The 20,439-nt window shown below is 42.8% G+C and carries 18 protein-coding genes, 1 pseudogene, 1 riboswitch and 1 other annotated feature; of the genes and pseudogenes, 3 read left to right on the top strand and 16 right to left on the bottom strand.

The genetic code is table 11. The features are described 5' to 3' along the window. Positions 1-51 precede the first annotated feature (51 nt). The 12 genes from ACTNC6_RS00535 to ACTNC6_RS00480 form a co-directional block, all read right to left on the bottom strand. On the bottom strand, positions 52-951 hold the full coding sequence (locus ACTNC6_RS00535; RefSeq protein WP_441033715.1) for a hypothetical protein: 900 nt from the start codon (positions 949-951) through the stop codon (positions 52-54). Between the two features lie 88 nt (positions 952-1,039). Beyond that, entirely contained in the window at positions 1,040-1,666 is a 627-nt protein-coding gene (locus ACTNC6_RS00530; protein ID WP_441033712.1) for a response regulator, read from the bottom strand. Beyond that, positions 1,614-2,999, bottom strand: coding sequence for an ATP-binding protein (locus ACTNC6_RS00525; RefSeq protein WP_441042943.1), 1,386 nt, complete (start codon positions 2,997-2,999; stop codon positions 1,614-1,616). The genes ACTNC6_RS00530 and ACTNC6_RS00525 overlap by 53 nt, the downstream gene beginning before the upstream one ends. Continuing rightward, positions 2,954-4,621, bottom strand: coding sequence for a histidine kinase N-terminal 7TM domain-containing protein (locus ACTNC6_RS00520; protein ID WP_441042942.1), 1,668 nt, complete (start codon positions 4,619-4,621; stop codon positions 2,954-2,956). The genes ACTNC6_RS00525 and ACTNC6_RS00520 overlap by 46 nt, the downstream gene beginning before the upstream one ends. A 217-nt stretch (positions 4,622-4,838) precedes the next feature. Further along, positions 4,839-5,723 (bottom strand): DUF4428 domain-containing protein, encoded by an 885-nt coding sequence (locus ACTNC6_RS00515; protein ID WP_441042941.1) that lies wholly within the window; start codon positions 5,721-5,723, stop codon positions 4,839-4,841. 67 nt (positions 5,724-5,790) lie between these two features. Continuing rightward, positions 5,791-6,624 carry a hypothetical protein gene (locus ACTNC6_RS00510; protein ID WP_441033703.1) on the bottom strand — a complete coding sequence of 278 codons (834 nt, stop codon included), beginning with the start codon at positions 6,622-6,624 and terminating at the stop codon, positions 5,791-5,793. Positions 6,625-6,949: 325 nt separating this feature from the next. Continuing rightward, positions 6,950-7,942 (bottom strand): hypothetical protein, encoded by a 993-nt coding sequence (locus ACTNC6_RS00505; RefSeq protein ID WP_441042940.1) that lies wholly within the window; start codon positions 7,940-7,942, stop codon positions 6,950-6,952. Further along, complete coding sequence (locus tag ACTNC6_RS00500; RefSeq protein ID WP_441042939.1) at positions 7,912-8,352, bottom strand: hypothetical protein; 441 nt, start codon at positions 8,350-8,352, stop codon at positions 7,912-7,914. Before ACTNC6_RS00500 ends, ACTNC6_RS00505 begins: the two co-directional genes overlap by 31 nt. Beyond that, complete coding sequence (locus ACTNC6_RS00495; RefSeq protein ID WP_441043083.1) at positions 8,349-9,038, bottom strand: substrate-binding periplasmic protein; 690 nt, start codon at positions 9,036-9,038, stop codon at positions 8,349-8,351. The genes ACTNC6_RS00500 and ACTNC6_RS00495 overlap by 4 nt, the downstream gene beginning before the upstream one ends. 571 nt (positions 9,039-9,609) lie before the next feature. After that, positions 9,610-10,308 carry a DNA/RNA nuclease SfsA gene (sfsA, locus tag ACTNC6_RS00490; RefSeq protein ID WP_055058168.1) on the bottom strand — a complete coding sequence of 233 codons (699 nt, stop codon included), beginning with the start codon at positions 10,306-10,308 and terminating at the stop codon, positions 9,610-9,612. A gap of 92 nt (positions 10,309-10,400) precedes the next feature. Beyond that, the gene (locus tag ACTNC6_RS00485; RefSeq protein ID WP_441042938.1) at positions 10,401-12,128 is read right to left on the bottom strand and encodes a S8 family peptidase; all 1,728 of its coding nucleotides are present in this window, start codon (positions 12,126-12,128) and stop codon (positions 10,401-10,403) included. 179 nt (positions 12,129-12,307) lie between these two features. After that, complete coding sequence (locus ACTNC6_RS00480) at positions 12,308-13,153, bottom strand: LysR substrate-binding domain-containing protein (RefSeq protein ID WP_441033697.1); 846 nt, start codon at positions 13,151-13,153, stop codon at positions 12,308-12,310. 172 nt (positions 13,154-13,325) lie between these two features. Between ACTNC6_RS00480 and ACTNC6_RS00475 the strand changes: the two genes are divergently transcribed. Beyond that, on the top strand, positions 13,326-14,237 hold the full coding sequence (locus tag ACTNC6_RS00475) for a 4Fe-4S dicluster domain-containing protein (protein ID WP_441033694.1): 912 nt from the start codon (positions 13,326-13,328) through the stop codon (positions 14,235-14,237). 214 nt (positions 14,238-14,451) lie between these two features. Here ACTNC6_RS00475 and ACTNC6_RS00470 read toward each other — a convergent pair whose 3' ends face one another. Next, positions 14,452-16,146 carry a carbon starvation CstA family protein gene (locus ACTNC6_RS00470; protein ID WP_441042937.1) on the bottom strand — a complete coding sequence of 565 codons (1,695 nt, stop codon included), beginning with the start codon at positions 16,144-16,146 and terminating at the stop codon, positions 14,452-14,454. 71 nt (positions 16,147-16,217) lie between these two features. After that, positions 16,218-16,460, bottom strand: a binding site (T-box leader). A 361-nt stretch (positions 16,461-16,821) separates the two neighbouring features. Between ACTNC6_RS00470 and ACTNC6_RS00465 the strand changes: the two genes are divergently transcribed. Further along, the gene (locus tag ACTNC6_RS00465; RefSeq protein ID WP_441033690.1) at positions 16,822-17,823 is read left to right on the top strand and encodes an asparaginase; all 1,002 of its coding nucleotides are present in this window, start codon (positions 16,822-16,824) and stop codon (positions 17,821-17,823) included. Positions 17,824-17,914: 91 nt separating this feature from the next. Further along, positions 17,915-18,805, top strand: a complete 891-nt coding sequence (locus tag ACTNC6_RS00460; protein ID WP_303242947.1) for an RluA family pseudouridine synthase — start codon at positions 17,915-17,917, stop codon at positions 18,803-18,805. A 38-nt stretch (positions 18,806-18,843) separates the two neighbouring features. Here ACTNC6_RS00460 and ACTNC6_RS00455 read toward each other — a convergent pair whose 3' ends face one another. From ACTNC6_RS00455 to ACTNC6_RS00445, 3 genes and pseudogenes are all read right to left on the bottom strand, one after another. Then, positions 18,844-19,479 (bottom strand): ECF transporter S component, encoded by a 636-nt coding sequence (locus ACTNC6_RS00455; RefSeq protein ID WP_441033687.1) that lies wholly within the window; start codon positions 19,477-19,479, stop codon positions 18,844-18,846. A gap of 151 nt (positions 19,480-19,630) precedes the next feature. After that, positions 19,631-19,760: riboswitch (FMN riboswitch) on the bottom strand. Positions 19,761-19,822: 62 nt separating this feature from the next. Further along, positions 19,823-20,324: pseudogene (locus tag ACTNC6_RS00450) on the bottom strand (alpha-amylase family glycosyl hydrolase); the annotation flags it as partial. Continuing rightward, the gene (locus tag ACTNC6_RS00445) at positions 20,314-20,367 is read right to left on the bottom strand and encodes a hypothetical protein (RefSeq protein ID WP_441033864.1); all 54 of its coding nucleotides are present in this window, start codon (positions 20,365-20,367) and stop codon (positions 20,314-20,316) included. The gene ACTNC6_RS00445 and the pseudogene ACTNC6_RS00450, both read right to left, overlap by 11 nt. Between the last annotated feature and the right edge of the window lie 72 nt (positions 20,368-20,439).

Raw genomic sequence — 20,439 nt, 5'->3', positions numbered from 1 at the left:
TCCTCTTTCTCTGATTAAGCAAAATTCTATGATATATTGGTGAAGCTTCTGTCAGCCTGCACCCAGCAGAAGCCATGCGTCACCAGACGGATCATAATAATAAACCACATTATCTCCTACTGCATAATAATGTTCTTTTGTAAAATGATCCTCATGATCCGTTCCCAGAACAAATACCGGACAATTTCTTCCTTCAATGTACTCCTCGGTACCTGTATACCACAGAGACATCCCAAGACCAAGGTAATAGCTGACTTCATCTGTCTTAGAAAGCTGTTCTCTGGCAATCTTTATATTCAATGCTGAATCATGCTCCGGATTACACTCTGGATCGTACTCTGACTCATACACCGGATTATATTCCGGATCATACTCATCCCAATTATAATATATGGAGAAATCATAGCAGTGGTTTTCTGCTGCAAGATGACCATCCTTTAACGACACCATCGGATGGTATTGCACACTCATATTCTGCTTCTGTACAGAAACCATCACATTGGAATGAATCTCACTCACATTGCAGCGCAGGATAATGATTTCATTCTCCTGCCCCCTATAGTATGGGGCATTCAGATCATCCAGATATTCCCCTTCTTCCGTAGGCTGAGCCGGATAAACGCTGACCCTGCAGTCATCCCCCGGGACAATGGCATAAATTTCATATCCCCCTGCATCAACCACTGTTCCATCCTGTAAAAAAGGATACGCAGCTGCCACTTCTCCCTGTCTGGTATATTCAAGTATCTCTGCTGCCTCTGCACCTTCATAGGTATATCCCAGAAATGCCATTCCGGCCTGACATTCATTTTCCCTGATAATGTCCTGCAGAATTGCCAGATTCTCATCTGCCCCAGGTGCTCTGGCAAATACTTCTCTCATACCTCCGCCATGGATACCAACAGAAAACAGTACCGCACAAATACATACAACAACCGAATATTTTTTCATACTCTCATCTCCCTTCTTGTCAAACAGACATTTGCACTCCGCTTCGCTTTCTGCTCATAACAGAATAACTTCGCAGTTTATCAGATTTCTATTTTAATGTAGTTACGATCAGTTTACTTTCCAATGCTGCCGCTATCAGGTCTTCTTTACAGCTGTATCCTGCCCTGGTGATCATTTCCTGAAAATTCCATCTCACCCCGGAGGTAGAGCATTTCATTTCCCTGGCAATCTCTGAATATGACATTCCACGGATATACAGGCGGAGCATCTCAATCTGCCTGGGACTGATATCGCCGCTTGTGATCCAGTTAAGCTCCACCTTCGGTGTCACATCCGGAAATACATGCTCACCATTTAAGGTTCTGTGGATCACACTCCGTATTTCCTCTTCCCCGTGATCCTTATACCAGAGACTGTCTGCGCATCCACTTTTTGCCCTCTCCAGCACCTTGGGATCAATCAGGGAAGTAACGATCAATACCTTTGTATAGGGATACTTCTCCCTGATCTCTTTTCCGGCACTGAGCCCATCATGATTATGAAACGTCTGCACATCCATGATCACAAAATCAATTGCCGAATAACCACAGATTTTTACAGCTTCACGTGCATCTGACACTGTCTGGACATGTCGGAATTCCGGCTCCTGCATAATAATATATTCAAAATACTTCTGCATGATCTTCTGATCTTCTACTATCAGTATCCGTACCATCGAATCCCATCCTTTCTGCCAGAGGCATTTTCAATATCAGACAAAACTCAGGGGAAAAAGAAACCTGCATCCTGCATTTTCCTGATTCAGCGGCCTTTCTCAGCGCAGATAAACCACCGCCCTCTTCCGCATTTCTGTCAGGTGCCTCTCCATCATTGGTGATCCGGATGCTGTATTCATCTGCACCTTTGTCTATCTTCACCCAAACAGTACTGCCATGGGCATGTCTGGCACAGTTTGTCACACATTCACGGATTGCTCTGTCTGTCAGCAGCCTGTAAGATGGATGCAGCGGAAAGTTTCCACTGATCTGAACTGAAATTCCAAGCTCTTCTGCATGTCTGATCGTATCCTTATATACTTCTTCCATACTCTCAACAGCAGAACCGGTAAGAATATAAACCAGATGTTTCAATACAGACAACTGTTTATCCATTTTATCCGGATCTTCTTTTCTTTCCAGTATTCTGCGTATTGACAGAAGGCTTCGTCCAAAATTGTCATGAACCTGCATTTTCATGACAAGCGTCTCCTGCTCTCTGATTTTATCTCCGATTTTTTCGTACATTTCCTCCAGCTTATGATTCAGGATTTCCAGCTTTTCATTGTTTGCCCTGATCTTTTCACCATTGTAATAAATTTCTGATACATTAACTGCCACTGTCTGCAGATATCCTGCACAATCCGGCTCCTGCAGACCATAGTCCTGAAACATCCAGACAGAACCATCAGGAAAATAAAACACATTGCTGTCTTTGCTCAATCTGCAAAGACCTTCCGATTCAGGTTCCCCACTCATTGCTTTCCTTAATGCTTCATAATCCTGCAGATAAGAACCTGTCATGATTCTGCTCAGTTCCTGCATCTTGGTATTACACAAAACAATCCTTCCAAAAGGATCCGAAAAACAGACTCCACAGGGAACGTCATTCACAGCCTCATTCACAGACCAGTAAGACAGAGAATGATGATATCTGCGTCTCTCGCTCCGGATTGCCCAGCAAAGATAAAGCAATAATCCTATAACCACCGTCATTAAAACGCTGAACGGATACCCCTGAAGCATTGGCTGATAGAAACTTTCTCCCAGACAATATCTGTGATCATTCATCAGAACGCCCATAAACATAAAAGAAACAGCAAAGACAGCCACTGCCGTTACGATTTTCTTTTTTCCGGAAAAACAGGTGATTCTTACCAACAGGAGAATTAGTTCCAAAATCAGGCAGATTTCAAGAAGAATCATCAGAAAATCCTGCATTGCCATACCGCATTCCACAAAATCGATCATCTTCCACCTCTCTTTCTGAAGACGATACAACTGATAAACCATTCGTTTTCATCTTCCTGCTGCACTTTTAATTCCGGTCTTTCTGACATGACTCCACGCAGATCCACCTCTGATACAATATGAACAGAGATCCGCAGAGCATCATCCATCTGTGATACACGGTAAAAAACAGATTGCATGATATCAACCAATCGTTCCACAAGCCATTCAAAGGTGTCATAGCATTTTAGTATATCATCTGCATTCAGCTGCACATCCACATTTTCCACGTAGTAAGCAGCCCGGATCCTGCATAATTTTAAGCTGTCACAGGATTCCGCCAGGCTTTGTCTGAGATCTTCCATTGTAAGCAGATTTCCATCTGATGCATATTGTGTCAGTACCAGATTCTTTCTCCGCTTCAAATACGTGCCAACAACTACAATTTTACCGAGAATCCGATCATATTGTTCCCTTGATTCTGTCCGTTCCAGCTCATCCATAAACTGTGACAGCAATTCCAGCTGACCGGCGGTCTGATTCTGTATCATATTTAACAGACGGTTCTGTTCTTCTGTCTTTCTCCGCTCAGCCTCTTTCTGATAAGCTTTCTGTAACAGACGGTTTCTGGCAGTCAGTTCCTCCTGCTGTTCCCGAATATCCTGATACTGATCCAGCAGTACCGAAATATCCTCTGACCAAAACAAATGTCCTCCCCTTATAGGAATATGGTTGATCCGGATTCCCTGTTCCTGTACGGATGATCTGTCTATTATGATTTTACGCAGTTCAGGCGACAACTCAGGAAAGTCACCGGAATGATAATAGCGCTGAAAAGAATGATCCGTAATCTCTGCATCCAGTCCTCCGGAAGTCTGGAATAATTCAAAATATCGATTATTGGTCTGTATCAATCCACATAATATACAACCCTGAAAAATTGCTGCCATTAAAAGGCAGCACACTGCCGTCATATCCCCTGCAATGATTTTGATGAAAGGCAGGCGGAGTATATTTCCGATATTCCATCCCAGAAGAAATATTCCCGGAATCACCGGCAGCCAGAACTGTTTCTTTCCCGGAATTCTGCTTTTTCTGATCAGAATAATTTCCATCCCTGTCAGACAGATCAAGATCCATCCCTGAATCACCATAAAAACAATGCCATAGCTGTAATCTTCATCCGAAAATGGGGGCTGTTTGAAAAAACGAAATACCAGCTGATGCAAATCATTTGTAAAAACACTTACAATCAATATCGCTGCCACAGTCAACAGAATTATAACCTTTCTGACCGTTTTCTCTTCCTCCTTTTCGCCTAAAAACATTGCTGCTGCCAAACCCAGAACCGGAATCAGAATCATTGGAATATAATATAGATACCAGCAGATATGTTCTCCAAGAGGATCATGAAGAATATGAAATTTCACTGTCCGCACAAAGAACCAGAATACCATCAGACAGCCAATTGCAGTCAGGCATCTGCGCGTTTTTCTATGTACTACATGCTTTTCCAGATAAATCACCCAGGCACAGTACATTCCCAGATAAATACAGTTACGGCACTGATCTGCCAGATTTCTCATAAAAACATATTCCGGTCTCGCCTGCCTGCAGAAATAAGCCAGCAACACACTTATCAAAATCACTGCATATGACAGAGCCCTCTTTTTACTGTATGTCATGAAAATTCCTCTTTCATCGGAGCGGGTTTGAAAAATGCTTTACGCAAGATGTGCGTCACAATTTGCGGGAATGATTTTTCAAACACACCCAACCTATTTTTGTAATAATTATACTATAAAGCACTATTTTATCATATAGTTTTCAGAAGAATCATCTATTTTCAGAGTTTTTATCACAAACAGAGTGAACAATCCTGTCCACTCTGTTTCCCATTGCTTAAAACGGTCTTGGCTGACCACAGTATTCACAAAACTTTCCGGTATTCTCTGCACCGCACTGGCATTTCCATGAACTGTTATTCTGTTGCATTCCTCCGATCATGTTCGTTTCTGACATTCCCGTCTGCTGCATTCCTCCGTTCATGTTCATTCCGGACATTCCGGGCTGCATTCCTCCGTTCATGTTCATTCCGGGCATCCCAGGCTGCATTCCTCCGTTCATGTTCATTCCCGGCATTCCGGGCTGCATCCCTCCATTCATGTTCATTCCTGGCATTCCGGGCTGCATTCCCGCTGCATTTGGTGTCAGTGCCGCAATAATCTGATAAGCAGTCTGCTCCACTTCCATCAATTCCCTTCTGTTATCACTGCTTATAGAAAAAGTATTCAAGCGAAAATCCATATCATCAAACCACTGGGTTCTCACTTTAATACGCATGGTATAATCAAATTCATATTTATATACCGGTGGCTGATAACTTACAGTTTCTCCATCCTTTGTATATGTTTCCTCATGCTGCTGTTGATCTACATCAACTCTGCACTGTACAATGGCTGATAAAGGAACTATGTCCGGGTTTTCATTGACATCCAGTTTCCGTGCAACAGTAAAATTTCCTTTATTATCATCAATAAAAACATTGTAATTTCTGGTATTGATCTGACGGGTTATACAAAAGTCCATTACCACTTTTTTGTTTTTTTCACGATATTCCAGCTGGCGTTTGATATCCTCTACCGTACTATGCCGCCGCTCCTCAAACCATGGTGATAATTTTTTCGCACAATCCTTACACAGATTTCCGTCATCCAGTTTTCGATTTCCCAATAACCCAATTTTCTCTCCGCAGATGTCACAGATTTTCTTATCAAATAATCCCATACCCTATCCTCCTTTTTTATCTGAAAACCCATACTGCCTCACCGGAATGGTGCGGCAGTATTTTACCTTATTCTGTAACAATTATTTTTTCAAAATATGTCTTTACGGAAAAATCAACTTCACCTGTTTCAGAATCATCTGCTTCTTCGCCGTCATCAGATTCCTCTGCATCGTCTTCTGCTATCAAACACAGTTTTCCATCATCCAGTAAATTGAACTTCATATTATCAAGACTGAAAAACATAGTTCCTGCCTCATCCTCTGTTACAGCCTTTAATACCAGTGCGTTTCCTTCCACGTCGCCCTGAAGTTCTACTTTTGTCTCTTCTCCGCTCTCTATTAAGATAATTTCAGCCTTTCCGTCTTCCACAGACATACTCATTTCAAATCCTGTAAAGTCAGCATTAACCGGCATCTGCATTCCAAATGCTTCCATCAGAGTACAGCTCCATTCTCCTTCAAAATCCTTCATGGTTGGATTTTCTACCGGTTTGCCCGGTACATAAGGCTCGTACTCTTCCTTTTCCTGACTCAGGATCATTGTCGTTCCATCTGCTGTTAAGGTTATCTTACCGTCCTTGTACTCACATTCTTCTGTCTGATCATTATGAGTCATCAAAATTTTATCATTTTCTATTTTCCACTCTGCTTCATCTACTTCAGGCTCTTCCCCATAAACAGAACTTGTTGTTTCCATTTTACCGTCTTCTTTAATGTCCACGGTCACTTCCATTCCCATTGCCCCCGGATGGAAGGATGCACCTTCGCCCATAGAAAGCTCATTTACATACCAGGTTCCAATAACATCCTTTTCTTCAAGGGCATAAACACTTACGCTCATAAAGCCTGCCATTAAGGCTCCTACTGTTCCTGCCATCCACAACCTCATTTTTTTACTCATACAAACATCTCCTTTCTTTTTTAATGTACTTCTCGGACTCTTTTTTACTTAATTTTGTGAGAAGATTTTTTGTTTATCTACATTATACGTGAACGCTCAGATATTTACACTAGCACTTCTGACAGTATGCATGTAATTTTTTGGATAAATTAAAACCTGCTGAAAAGTTTTTAACTCTTCTCAGCAGGTTCATTAAAATACTTTCTGTTTTGGCGCATTCTCTCCAGATTTTCCAGAATTATATCTACACTGATTGGTTTGGCAATATGAGCGTTCATACCCGCTTTGATTGCCTTTTTACGGTCTTCCTCAAAAGCATTGACAGTCATCGCAATGATTGGTATGCAAGCGCAGTAAATCCAATGACCGCATTCATCGGCGTGCGGATATCATGAGACATATTATTCAGAAACACAGTCTTCGCCCTGTTCGCATGTTCCGCAGCCGCAAGTGCATTTCTCAGATTCCTATCCTGCGCAATCTCACGTTCTTTTTCTTCTGTCACATCACGGATTGCAACCAGAACTGTACACAATTTCCCATCTTTATCATATCCCTGTGGCACAATGATCATTGTCATCCATCTTTCATCCACTGTCCGAGCTGTAAAACTCAGCGTTTCACGTTCTTCCAGACGTTTTGCCACTGTACTTATATCGACAAATTCCCAGTATGCCTTCTGAAATGGCTCTGCAATCACCTGCCTTATAAGTTCTTCCTGATGCGCTTTGAAAAGCATATCCCCTTTCTGATCTGGCTTCATATTTCCTGAAGATTTCAGGATTTCGATTTCCTCTGTTTTTAGATTCACAAGAGAAATAGAGGCATATGCATGCCCCAGTGCATTGATCACCCGAAGTCTTTTCTGGTCCTGAAGGATACTTCTCTTTTCTGTTCTGCTCCTGTTCACCCGATAAAGTAAGAAAAGAAGCAGTGCAAGCAGCACATAAATCACACATATAATATTTCGTGTGATGTACACCTGACTTTCCGGGAAAAAGATATATGCATCGTAGTCTTTGATCTTCTCCCGACATCCGAACCAGTTTCCTGTCTCTGAACGAAGATGGACAATTCCATTCTCATCTGCCTCAAATTTATTTTTATACTGACTTTTTGCTTCTTTTATAGAGTGGGCAGTCAGCTCCTGTCTGTTTGTACTGACAACCTTATCATCATCACAGATCACAACACTTCCATTCATCTCAAAAGGAAAGTCAGAAAATAACGATGCCATCGTCAGATCTCCGTTAAGCTCATTTACTTCCTCCTTCTGCGCATATGTGATCAGGATACCTGCTGCATCCTGTCTTGCCACAGCGGCATAGTATCTCCATCTTTTGCATTCTGTTCTGTCACTTCCAGATTCTGATCCAGTACAAGAATTCCTGTCAGACGCTGTTCCCTGGCATATTCGTCCAGCATTTCTGTACTGAGATTTCCCTCCTGTTCTATGACTCTGCTTAATTCTGTTGTTTTGTCCAAAAGACGTACCAGGCTTTTCACCTGATCATTGGTGTTATAAATCTCATAACTTTCAATTCGATTTTTTACAAAGTCAAAGGTCTCATCCAGAGTACTATTCAGCTTGTTATTATCTCTCGCTGTCAGCAAAAGAAAAGTCAGTATTCCGGAAAAAATCAGAATAAACACAAGCAAACACGCATTTCTGTCGACCCTCTTTTTCTTCTGTTTCTGCGGTATCTGCCTTCTTATCTGTCTGCTCATTTACTTTCTCCTCCCGGCAGAGTTTCGTCCGCATCCAATCCGTATTTTGTAACTATTTTTTCTGTAATCCCTTCACTTTGCATCTCTGTAAACGTTTCTATAAGCTTTTCTGCCAGTTCTTCGTTAGTTCCTTTTTTGAAAGCAATTCCAAGTTCTGATTTATAAGGACTTTCCTCCAGCATACGGTAAGCGCCCTTGCCATCCTGTATCAGACTGCCAAGCATTGCCTCATGTCCCGCAATCGCATCTGCATAATTTTTTCTAAGTGCAGCATAAAGCTCATTCGACGAAGAAAAACAGTTCACCTGTTCTGCCTGCGGAAGATTTGATTCTATATTATGAAGAGAGAGATCTTCTGCTTTTGTAGTCGCCTGAACTGCAATCCTCTTCCCTTTCAGATCCTGAAGTGTCCGGATTTCACTCTCGGCTCTTACAACCACCATCTGACGACTGTACATATACGGTCCTGCCCACTGATATTTGTTTTCTCTTTCATTCATGGAATAGCAGCTCCACAGACAGTCTATTGTTCCATCTGACAAAAGTTTCTCTTTATCTTCCCAGACAACCTTCTCAAATTCAGGCTGATAGCCCAGCCTCTGAAAGGCTTCCTCTGCAAGTTCCACATCAATACCTTTATACTCGCCATCACTCGTCTGATAGCTGTAAGGTTCAAAATAATCTATTCCGATAACAATCTCCGGCAGTTCACTGTCCGATGTTTTCTCATATCCAGTTTCTTTCCATTTATTACTGTTTCATAACCTGCGTGTCAGTGACCTTGTTTTCCCAAGTCAAGCGGATATTCGCAATCCGCTTCGCTACGTAGCTCTACACCGAATAACTGCTCCGCAGTTTATCAGAAGGAGCTTGCACTCCTCCTGATACAAGCAAGTCCCCACCCACTGCTTATTGCTTTTCACAATTGAAGCAGGGGACTTACTTGATTCGGTTAAAACAGAGGGCTTATCCAATTCGGGTAAACATCAAAACGGTGCAAAAAAAGTTCCACGTAAAAAACTTTTACAGGAACTTTTTTCATAAGCATCTCAGGTTTTTGGCTGATCTGCCTATAAATCTGTCAACAAAACTTCTGATACATATTATACATTTCATATACTTTCATATCTACAATTATTTACTGCTCTGAAGTATAAAACACACGTTACTGTTCACAGTAACGTAGCCAAAATTCATTCCAGATTGCCTGCGGCAATGGAATTTTGAATAGGACCTGCTGATTGCGGGAATACTTTTTTATTTCCAGTCAGAAGCAAGGCATACAGGTACCGGATCCTGAATTTCCATTCTGTCAGGTTCTACCAGGCAGTCATAGGCCAGAATATGCACTCCTGCCTTTTTTGCCTCCTGCAGGGTTTCTCCAAATTCCCGATGAGTTTCCCAGTTGGGTTCAAACCTGTCAACTCCCTTCATCTGGATCACCAGAAGCAGATAGGCTTCGTATCCTTCCTGCATACAATGGATCAGCTCCTTCAGATGCTTCACACCTCTTTCTGTCGGTGCATCAGGAAAGCGTGCTATATTGTCAGATTCCAGAGTGACACCTTTCACTTCTATAAAAGCCTTACGTTTCTCTGAACAGACGTAAAGATCAAATCTGGAATTTCCATAGGTCTTCTCCGGCGTTACCTGAACCTTCTCCGGAAAAAGATGTCCTGCCTTTATCCATTCCAGCGCTGCTTTATTAGGAATTTGAGAATCCATATTGATCAGACCCCTGCCCTTTTTATTTACGCAGATCAGATCATAGGCTGTCTTTCTCGCCGGATTGCTGCTCTTTTCCAGAAAAACCTGTGTACCCGGGACCAGAAGCTCCCTGCACCTGCCTGTATTCTTTACATGAACCGTTTCCACCTGCCCATTGATCTCCACATGTGCAATAAACCGATTGGGACGGTCTATGAAACGGCCCTCTGTGATATGTTCGTACTTCATATATTCTGCTTGACCACACTTTCTATTTTTTCTTTGTTTCTTTTTACACATTGTATATACCATAGCATGTTTTCCTCATATCTACAACATTCTCACTTTGGAAAACTATTCTCCAGGCAAAGTGCTCCCCACCCCACCTCTTCATTGGGATACTCCTCGTACCCCGGCAATGGTCTGGCGCCTTTTCGGAGATAGGCTTTTACTTTTTCCCCATAGAGGTAGGGATCGTTTCCATTTACAATCCCCCATTGCATTAACAATGCTGCGGATCCGCTGACAAAGGGTGTTGCAAAGGAAGTCCCTGTTACTGTTCTGTAACCACCGCCGGGTACGGGAGCAACTATGTTTACTCCCGGTGCCACCAGATCAGGTTTCAGATATGGCAGCATTCTGCTGCCCCTTCCAGAAAAATCCGCATAAGAGTCAACCAGCGAATCATATGCTCCAACTGCAATAACCCGCCGGGCTGTGGCAGGTATGGTCAAAGTCCCATATGCCCTTGGTTCATAAAACCCAGTTCCTCTGTTCAGGGTATTTCCACCTGGCAGCCACAAGTAATATTCTCCTCCTCTGACCTTTTTTCCACTTAGGATAATTTTCCAGTCTCCACTGTCCACATAAGTTTTCCCAGGAAGGAAATCTATGTAGATTTCCTGTGTCAGATGATAGGGTCCAGGTTTGCCATAATAGATTAAAAGATCTGTATTTCCCAGTCTGTACCTCTGAGGACCAAGCTTTTCGTCTAAGGAGCCGATCCGGTTTCCGGATGGATTTTCAATATAAATACTCATTTCATCCTCATAAGATTTCCATAACTGCACATTTAATGTTGGTTCCCTGCTGCTCACAGATAATTCTATCTGTCTGGTCTGTCCCTGTTTCAGGGTTCCGCCCTCATGCAGAGGCTGATTGCCGTTGTTCCCTGTACCTGTACAGATAGCCAGACGTCCTGTGGAAGAAACCATATCTATATATGTTTCAAGAAGGGACTCTCCTTTGTGGGATCCATAATTATTTCCAAAACTGAGATTAATTGCCATTGGCCGTCCCATAGTCAGTGCCTGCCGCACCAGATAATCAATCCCCTGTATCAGCTCCGTAGTCCTGGGAAAGGAGTTCTCTCTGGGAATTCCCATTTTCACAACCAGCAGATCACTTTCATAGGCAACTCCCTGATTCACCCCATCTGACGCCCTTCCATTTCCTGCTGCAACCCCCAGCACGGAAGTTCCATGTCCACTGTAATCCGAAGATGGAACAAGGCGCCTGCCCTGGTTTTCTCCAAGTGCAAGCGCCTCATCGATCTGCTCTTTCGTATATTCAGTTCCTGTCACATATCCCTGGGGTGATTTTCCTTGTATGCTCTGATCCCATAAACGTAAAATTCTGCTGCTTCCGTCTGCATTTCGGAAATCAGGGTGAAAATAATCCACTCCTGAATCCACAACTCCTGTCAGGATTCCTTTTCCCGTCAGTCCATTCCTGCCGGTCTGCACTGTGCGGATGCAGCTCACTCCCTTCGCCTGAAACAATTCAAAATACAAGCGTTTGGGTTTCTCCATAAATTCCACCTGCACTCTGTGGGAATACTCATCAATCTCACTTTCCGGCAAAGTTACCACTGCATAGCCCCCTAACAGTGGCACTACCTGAATTCCATTTCCAGCCAGACCACTTTCCGGTCCGCTGTACTTTATGATCACATCCCATAGCCTGGTTGCAGGATCATATCCTACATTAAGATTTCCTGACTTTCTACGCTCCTGTGGGGTTGCATCCATTGCAAGATTTAAAAGGTTATCGATTTTCTGGTCTGGCATTTTAATCTCATTTCCAGATATTCACTTAGTCTATTATATACAAAAGTTCTGCATACGGACTCTTATTATAACAATTTTTGGAACTGATAGTTCATTTCATGCTTTTCCAGCCAGAGCCACTTTCCAACTGCTTTTAAGAAACAATTTTGAATGCCCCCAACGAGTACAGACGCAAGCGGTCATAAAAACCATTCCATCTTCTCCCTCACATCCGCATGCTTCAGATAAATAACATTAAATTCTCTGACTATGGGCTCACCCTTCAGTGTAAAGATTCCAAGCTCCGGGTCGCTTTTGGCAAGTACTTCATATACAAATGAGATTCCATACCCGGACTTGATCAGATCGATGATCATTTTAAAACTGGAAATGCATATATGCCGGTGAAAACGTTCCAGGGATTCATTATGCTCCAGAAGCTTTTCCTCCAGGATAGCCAGAGTTCCGGAGCCGTTTTCGCGATGGATCAGAGTTTCTTTCAAAATCTCCTCTACAGATACTTCACGGCCTGCAAAAGGATGATCCTTCGGACAGATTCCCACAAAAGGTTCCCGGCGATATAACTGGCTTCCAAATCTGTTTTTGTCAAAGAATCCTTCTATGATGGCATAGTCCAGAGTATTCTGTTCCAATAAATGCAAAAGATGCTTTGTGTTATCCACGATCAGAGTGAGTGCCGTATCCGGCTGATTTAAGAAATCGTGAATCCTGTCTGTAATCACATAGTCACCAATGGTCTTGGTTGCACCGATACGCAGTTCCCGGAGACCATTGTTTTTTATCTTTTCCCTGAGAAAATTTTCGCGCTGCTGAACGGAACACAGGTAATCCTCCAGCATCTGTGCAGCAGGGGTCTTGATCAGTTTTCTGTTTTCATAAAGAAAAAGACGGCAGCCATATTCCTTCTCCAGAAACTGAATATGCTGGGTAACTGCCGGCTGGGTGATATGTAACAGCTCTGCCGCCTCCCTGTAATTCATAACACTGCATACAGCCATAAAGGTTTCCGTTCTGTGATCTAACATAATATCCTCCTTGAACTCTTCCACTCTATTGATATCAGAATTCCATAAATGTTACTTATCGTATAATAAAAATTCATAAATTGATTTTATCATTTATGAAGCCTATAATCAACAAAAGAAACGCCGTATATATCAGAGAAAAGCAACAACTACATAAAGGAGATGCTTAAACATGAATGAGGAAAAAATAACAACATCCGACAACAAAAAACTGAGTCCCGAGGAAATCAAACGGGTAAAAGGTCTTGGATGTCTTCAGGACAAACGATATGATGACATCTTTAATATTCGGGTCATTACAGGAAATGGTCATATTACCACAGATGAACATCGTGCCATTGCGGACGCAGCAGATAAATTCGGAAATGGTCAGATTACTATGACAACCCGCCTGAGTATGGAAATCCAGGGAGTTCCTTATGATAATATTGACAAAACCATTGCCTTCCTTGGAGAGCATGGCCTGATGACAGGCGGAACCGGAGCTAAAGTGCGTCCTGTTGTCTCATGCAAGGGAACAACCTGCCAGTATGGTCTGATTGATACATTTGCACTCAGCAAGAAGATCCATGAGCGTTTTTATGTAGGCTATCACGATGTGGTACTCCCGCACAAATTCAAGATCGCAGTTGGCGGATGTCCAAATAACTGTGTAAAACCTAATCTGAATGATATGGGAATTATCGGCCAGAGAATCCCAAAACCGGATGCAGAGAAATGCCGGGGATGTAAGAAATGTCAGATTGAAAAAAGCTGTCCTGTCCACGTTCCGAAATTAGTTGACGGTAAACTTTACATTGATCCTAAAGAATGTATCCATTGCGGACGATGCAAGGGAAAATGTCCTTTCGGCGCAGTACCGGAATATCAGAATGGTTATAAGATCTATATCGGAGGCCGCTGGGGTAAGCGAATCTCACACGGTCAGGCTCTTACCAGAATTTTCACAGAGGAAGAAGAAGTAATGGCCGTCATAGAGAAAGCAATCCTTCTCTTCAAAAATGAAGGAATCGCAGGAGAACGGTTTGCAGATACTGTGAAACGTCTCGGATTTGAGTATGTGAATGAGAAATTGATTGGCTGACTATCGACAGGTGATTGAAAATCCTACTAACTACGGTAACTTAATTTGAACAAAATATACCGCAAAGTCAAACGGATAAAATCATCCTCTCCGCTACTTGCTTGATTCGATTGAATAATCACCCTATTAAAAAAGACACTTCGGGAAACTCCCAAAGTGTCTTTTTTCAGATTTTTATTTTTATGTAAGAATATCAACCGCTATCCTTCATAAATTATGCAGTCTGTTTTTCATCATTTTTTTCAAAAAGCTTCTTCACTCCCTGGATTGCTACCAGCACACCAAGGATCAGCAGTAACACTGCGAAGATAAGCTGTAAGGTATTTCCAAGATCCAGGCCTGTGGTAAATAATGCTTTTGTAAGCTTACTGATGGTCATACCCAGTGCAGTAAAGGTAACTGCCATCATAAATACCATAGGGATCCAGAGCATACAGCCCTGGCGTTTTGTTTTCTTGAGAAATACTGCGCAGGCTACAAGGGCAAGTACAGATAACAGCTGGTTGGCAGAACCAAACAGTGGCCAGATTTCTGCATATCCAACCTTTGTAAGCAGATAGGCAAGTACCAGTGTAATGATTGTTGCAAAATATTTATTGGTTACTACTTTTAAGAACGGGCTCATATTTTCCTCGTCTGTATCAGAATCAAGGAAAAATTCCTGGAATGACAGACGTCCTACTCTGGCCACTGAATCAAGAGAGGTCAGTGCAAAGGCTGATACAGCCAGATTGATCAGTGTAAATACAAGTGAATGTGGCAAACCGATTACAGAAAGGAAGTTTGCAATAGCACCTGCAAATATCTGCGGCTGAGTGGTAAGTCCCTGTGCTGCTGCCTCACCATCTGCAAAGGATGCAACAGCGATCAGTGCAATAATTGCCAGCATACTTTCCATAAGCATTGCACCAAAGGAAACCGGAAGCATGTTCTTTTCATTTTTGATCTGTTTTGATGCAGTACCGGAGGATACCAGTGAATGGAAGCCTGAAACTGCACCGCAGGCAATTGTCACGAAAAGAATAGGGAACATATACTGTCCGTCCACATTAAAGCTTGTAAATGCCTTAAGATTACAGGATGGGTTGGCTGCAAATACACCGATAACTGCGCCAACGATCATGAAGATCAGCAGATAACTGTTCAGATAATCACGAGGCTGGAGCAATGCCCATACAGGGGCAACACTGGCTACCAGAATATATGCAAAGATAATAATATGCCAGGTTCCAAGACTTACATATACCGGGAATTTAAGTCCCAGCGCAATTGCGAGCACTAATAATAAAATAGCCACTGCAGTATTGATCCATTTATTAAACTTGGAATATTTAAGGAAAAATCCCAGTCCCACTGCCTCGATGATAAATAACATGGAAGTTGTTGCAACTGCTCCATTTGCTGCTACCTTGGTAACGGTTCCTGCGTTATCTGTCACAAATCCGTTAAAGGTTCCTGCCACAACATCTGCAAATGCTGCAACAACCAGAATACAGAACAGCCAGCAGAATAAAAGGAATAATTTCTTTCCCAGTTTTCCGATATAAGCTTCAATGATATATCCGATTGTACGGCCTTTGTTCTTTACAGAGGCATACATAGATGCAAAATCCTGAACTGCTCCAAAAAATACACCACCGATCAGGATCCAGAGCATAACCGGAAGCCAACCGAAAATTGCTGCCTGGATCGGTCCGTTGATAGGACCTGCACCTGCTATAGATGCAAACTGATGACCAAATACCACATTGGTATCAGCCGGTACATAATCCACTCCATCCTCCATCTCATATGCCGGTGTTTTTGCTTTTGGGTCAATGCCCCATTTGTTCTGAAGATAACGGCCATACAGAAGATATGCTACACCCAGCACTACAATGGCTATTATCATCATTACTATTCCACTCATAATGTCTTCCCTCTTCTTTCTTTTATATTTATATATAAAAAACGCCCCTGCTATCCAATTTCCAATTGGATAACAAAGGCGGAATATTCCGTGGTACCACTTTGTATTATTATACCTGTCACCAGATACAATCTCTTAACACTGTCTAAACCAAACAGCTTCTCCTGTAACGTGAAGACCACGTCCCGGCTTACTATAGATTTCAGCGGGATGCTCCCGGGTGATATCACAAAACACCATCTGCCGCATCTCACCTGCCTGCGACTCTCTGTAATCCGGTTCCTTCTGTGACCTGTCCTGTTCTATGCATTTCTCTTTTTTATTTATTTAAAGTTTTACTCTTTTTTTTATAAAATATCAAGAGATAATTTATATATGTTTTACAATTATAGATATGTGTTTTTGTGCAATATATACAATCATAAAAATAAACTGCGCTTTGCACGCATATGGTCATTGTATATTGGTATCTGTCATTTCACCTGACAAGACACCTGACACAACAGATAATTTACACTTAATTTTTTCAAAAGTCAATGTCTTTCATAATCACGAAAAGAAACTCCCAAAACAGAGAAATTCCCTGTCTTGCCCTTTCTCCGTCCTCTGTGTATAATAGAAAATATTACGATTCTGAAATTTTTTATAATAATCAAAACTCAGGAGTACACTATTATGAAAAAAATCCTACTGATCGCCACCGGCGGCACAATCGCTTCCAAATATACCAAAGAGGGACTTTCCCCTCAGATTTCCGCAGAAGAACTGTTGGAGTATATCCCCACTGCCAGAGAGTTCTGCACCATCGACACAGTGCAGCCTTTTTCCCTGGACAGTACCAATGTATGTGCTGACCACTGGCTGCAGCTGGCACAGCTCATTGAGAAAAAATATGAATTCTACGACGGGTTCGTAATCTGCCACGGCACTGATACCATGGCTTACACTGCAGCTGCCCTGTCCTATCTGATCCAGAATAACCGCCGTCCTATCGTGATCACAGGAGCTCAGAAACCAATTGATCTGGCCATCACAGACGCCCGCTCCAATCTGTTGGACAGCCTACGTTTTGCTTCCCACGACCGGGCTCACGGTATCTCCATTGTATTTGGCGGCAAAGTAATTGCCGGTACCAGAGCCAAGAAGGAATTTTCCAAAAGCTACAATGCCTTCTCCAGTATTAATTACCCTGATATTGCCTCTGTTCACGATAACAAGATCATCTTTTATATTGATGACAAAGATCAGAATACCCGCCCGCTGGTTTTTTACCATCAGATGAATACTAACATCTTTCTCATGAAACTGATTCCTGGAACTGACGGACGGATCCTGGACACTCTGGCAGACTCCTATGACGGACTTATCATCGAGTCCTTTGGCGTAGGCGGTCTTCCAAACTATGGCAATGACAGTTTTCTGAATGCACTTTCAGACTGGATCTCTTCCGGTAAACTGGTATGCATGGCTACTCAGGTAACCCATGAGGGCAGCGATATGGAGGTCTACCAGGTTGGAAAAGTGATCAAGGAGAAATTTCCCATACTGGAATCCTATGACATGACTCTGGAAGCTTCTGTCACCAAAATGATGTGGGTGCTGGGCCAGACACAGGATCTCCGGGAATGCAGAAGGTTATTTTATAAAACCATTAATCATGATCTGCTGTTCGTATAACTCTTGAATCCTGATACTAATTTGTTACCGCCACCTACAGAGATGGGCGTCATCTCACATCTGATATTTCACACCTAATAGGAGAACCTGAATGAACCGAACCATAGAGTATACAATCCCAGAATCTCAGAACGGACTCCGGGTAGAACAATTTCTCAGAAGAAAGGGATACTCCCGGCAGAATCTCACAGAAATCAAACGGATGCCCCAGAGCATCCTGGTAAACGGAATCCACTACTATATGCGTCAGACCCTGGCTGCAGGTGACCATCTACAGGTCTGTATCTGCGAGACAGAATCCTCGGAGAAAATCCCGCCGGTAAAGCTTCCCCTGAATATCATTTATGAAGATGAAGACATCCTGGTGATCAACAAGCCTGCAGGAATGCCCATCCATCCTTCCATGAAAAACTACTATAATTCTCTGGCCAATGCCCTGGCATGGTACTACCAGGATCAGGGAAAGCCTTTTATCTTCCGCTGCAGCAACCGCCTGGACCGGGATACCTCCGGGCTCACCGTAATTTCCAAGCATCTGGTCAGCGCCAGTATTATGGCTGATATGACAAAAAAACGCCTGGTACACAGGGAATACCTGGCCATCGTAAAGGGTGACCTCACCCCACCTGCTGGAACCATCACAGCCCCTCTTTCCCGCAAAGAAGGCTCCATCATTGAACGCACCGTAGATTTTGACCATGGCGAAGAAGCCATCACCCATTATAAACTGGTAAAAAAAGAAAATGGGCACAGCCTGGTCTCCCTTCAGCTGGAAACCGGCCGCACCCATCAGATCCGTATCCATATGAAATACCTGGGCTATCCCCTGATCGGAGACTACCTCTACAACCCTGACATGGAACACATCACCCGCCAGGCCCTACATTCCTACCACATGGAATTCCCCCATCCCATAACCGGTCAGAAAATGACTTTCACAGCACCCCTTCCCCCAGACATGTCTGCCATTATCTCTCTCTAATACTGCAATGGCGCAGTCTCTCTGCGCCCCTATTACTATCAATCTCCTTTGAGCACTACACGGATTCTCTTATAAATAAAGAATACGATCAGAGATGTCAGTGTGTATTTAAAGATATTGAATGGGAAAATAATCAGTGCTGCAAAGCTAAGCAGACTGTTCACAGAGTTATGCACAGCTCCTCCCATTTCAATAAATGCCTCAATCGGCATTCCAAAAGCTTTTCCGTATGCCGGAAGTAAAACAAATGCATTAATAAAGCATGCAACTACTGCTGTAAGTACAGTTCCGGCTGCCATTCCGATCACTGCATGTTTTCTGCTCTTAATAGATTTGTAACGGTAAATCAGACCTGCAGGAACTACAAATGTACATCCAAAGATGAAGTTTGCCACATCACCTACACCTGCTGTCATAGATCCCTTTGTTACCAGATGCACAAGAATCTTTACCAGTTCAATCAGAACACCTGCGATCGGTCCCATTGCAAATGAGCCAACCAGTACCGGGATTTCTGAAAAATCCAGCTGATAAAAAGTCGGTGCCAGGAAAGGAAGCGGGAACTCCAGATTCATTAAAATTCCTGCGATAGCGCCAAGCATGGCTATCTGTGTGATAGTCCTCGTCTTGCTCCTTGCCATCACGTTTCCATTTTTCAATACCTGTTCACTCATACTGTTTCTCTCCTTTGAAATTATTTTTTGCAGATGTCAGGCAAAATCCCCACATCCTTCTGCAAAAGAAAATTCCACAAGAATGCTGTTACAACAACATTAAAGCCCCGGATATCCATCCGGGGCACTGAGCACGTACTTTTGTATACTGCGTGTTCTTCTCTCATCCAGACTTTACTGTCGGTTTTGGAATTTCACCAAATCAGCCGCCGAAGCGGGTCGCGGACTATACCGCCGGTAGGGAATTTCGCAACTGCGATCACCCAACCCCGAAGAATTTTCTTTTAACTGAAACCGATTATACTATATACGCATACTCATTTCAAGAGATTTTATTGATTTTTCAGTCTTTTTTATAAAGCACAAATGCTTCATATGGATTCAGGACAATTTTCCTGTCAAACACTGTTCTGCCCATATTTGTGATCAGGCACTGAGCTCCTTCTGCGAATGTATCCCACTGCATAGGTGTTCTGGCATTGTCACGGCTTCTGAGCATCAGGCATTTCATCATATACTCCGGTGTCAGTCTGCCTGATTCTGTCAGCTCAGTGAAATAATGAAGGCTTTCGATATCGCGGTAATCCTCAAGCTTGTCGAAATAGATGTTAGTCATTCCAAGCTCTTCGCCCTGATATACATAGGGGGGTTCCCTGCATCATATGAAGGCAGGTTGCCAGCATCTTGGCTGAAATATCCCGATAAGCAGGATTATCATTTCCAAATCTGGATACACTTCTTGGCTGGTCATGGTTCCCAAGGAAAAGACTGTTCCATGCTTTTCCTGCCAGTTCTTCCTGCCATTTGATCATGATCTTCTTGAACTTTTTAAAATCATACCGTTCCATTGATCACATTGGAAACCGTAGTCCGGCTCACCCCTGCCATATCCGCAATATCCTGAAGTCTGATCATTTAATTGCCTCCTGTTTTACGATATTTTATAGATTCCTTTTATAA

The sequence above is a fragment of the Blautia sp. HCP3S3_C4 genome (genome assembly GCF_052064095.1).
In the GTDB taxonomy this organism is placed as follows: domain Bacteria; phylum Bacillota; class Clostridia; order Lachnospirales; family Lachnospiraceae; genus Blautia_A.
This window is presented reverse-complemented; position numbering and strand designations above follow the sequence as displayed.

Bases quoted from the DNA above. Each gene is read 5' to 3' on its own strand.
- ACTNC6_RS00535 (WP_441033715.1), bottom strand. From the start codon at position 951: ATGAAAAAATATTCGGTTGTTGTATGTATTTGTGCGGTACTGTTTTCT.
- ACTNC6_RS00530 (WP_441033712.1), bottom strand. From the start codon at position 1,666: ATGGTACGGATACTGATAGTAGAAGATCAGAAGATCATGCAGAAGTAT.
- ACTNC6_RS00525 (WP_441042943.1), bottom strand. From the start codon at position 2,999: ATGGTTTATCAGTTGTATCGTCTTCAGAAAGAGAGGTGGAAGATGATC.
- ACTNC6_RS00520 (WP_441042942.1), bottom strand. From the start codon at position 4,621: ATGACATACAGTAAAAAGAGGGCTCTGTCATATGCAGTGATTTTGATA.
- ACTNC6_RS00515 (WP_441042941.1), bottom strand. From the start codon at position 5,723: ATGGGATTATTTGATAAGAAAATCTGTGACATCTGCGGAGAGAAAATT.
- ACTNC6_RS00510 (WP_441033703.1), bottom strand. From the start codon at position 6,624: ATGAGTAAAAAAATGAGGTTGTGGATGGCAGGAACAGTAGGAGCCTTA.
- ACTNC6_RS00500 (WP_441042939.1), bottom strand. From the start codon at position 8,352: ATGAGCAGACAGATAAGAAGGCAGATACCGCAGAAACAGAAGAAAAAG.
- sfsA (WP_055058168.1), bottom strand. From the start codon at position 10,308: ATGAAGTACGAACATATCACAGAGGGCCGTTTCATAGACCGTCCCAAT.
- ACTNC6_RS00485 (WP_441042938.1), bottom strand. From the start codon at position 12,128: ATGCCAGACCAGAAAATCGATAACCTTTTAAATCTTGCAATGGATGCA.
- ACTNC6_RS00480 (WP_441033697.1), bottom strand. From the start codon at position 13,153: ATGTTAGATCACAGAACGGAAACCTTTATGGCTGTATGCAGTGTTATG.
- ACTNC6_RS00475 (WP_441033694.1), top strand. From the start codon at position 13,326: ATGAATGAGGAAAAAATAACAACATCCGACAACAAAAAACTGAGTCCC.
- ACTNC6_RS00470 (WP_441042937.1), bottom strand. From the start codon at position 16,146: ATGAGTGGAATAGTAATGATGATAATAGCCATTGTAGTGCTGGGTGTA.
- ACTNC6_RS00465 (WP_441033690.1), top strand. From the start codon at position 16,822: ATGAAAAAAATCCTACTGATCGCCACCGGCGGCACAATCGCTTCCAAA.
- ACTNC6_RS00460 (WP_303242947.1), top strand. From the start codon at position 17,915: ATGAACCGAACCATAGAGTATACAATCCCAGAATCTCAGAACGGACTC.
- ACTNC6_RS00455 (WP_441033687.1), bottom strand. From the start codon at position 19,479: ATGAGTGAACAGGTATTGAAAAATGGAAACGTGATGGCAAGGAGCAAG.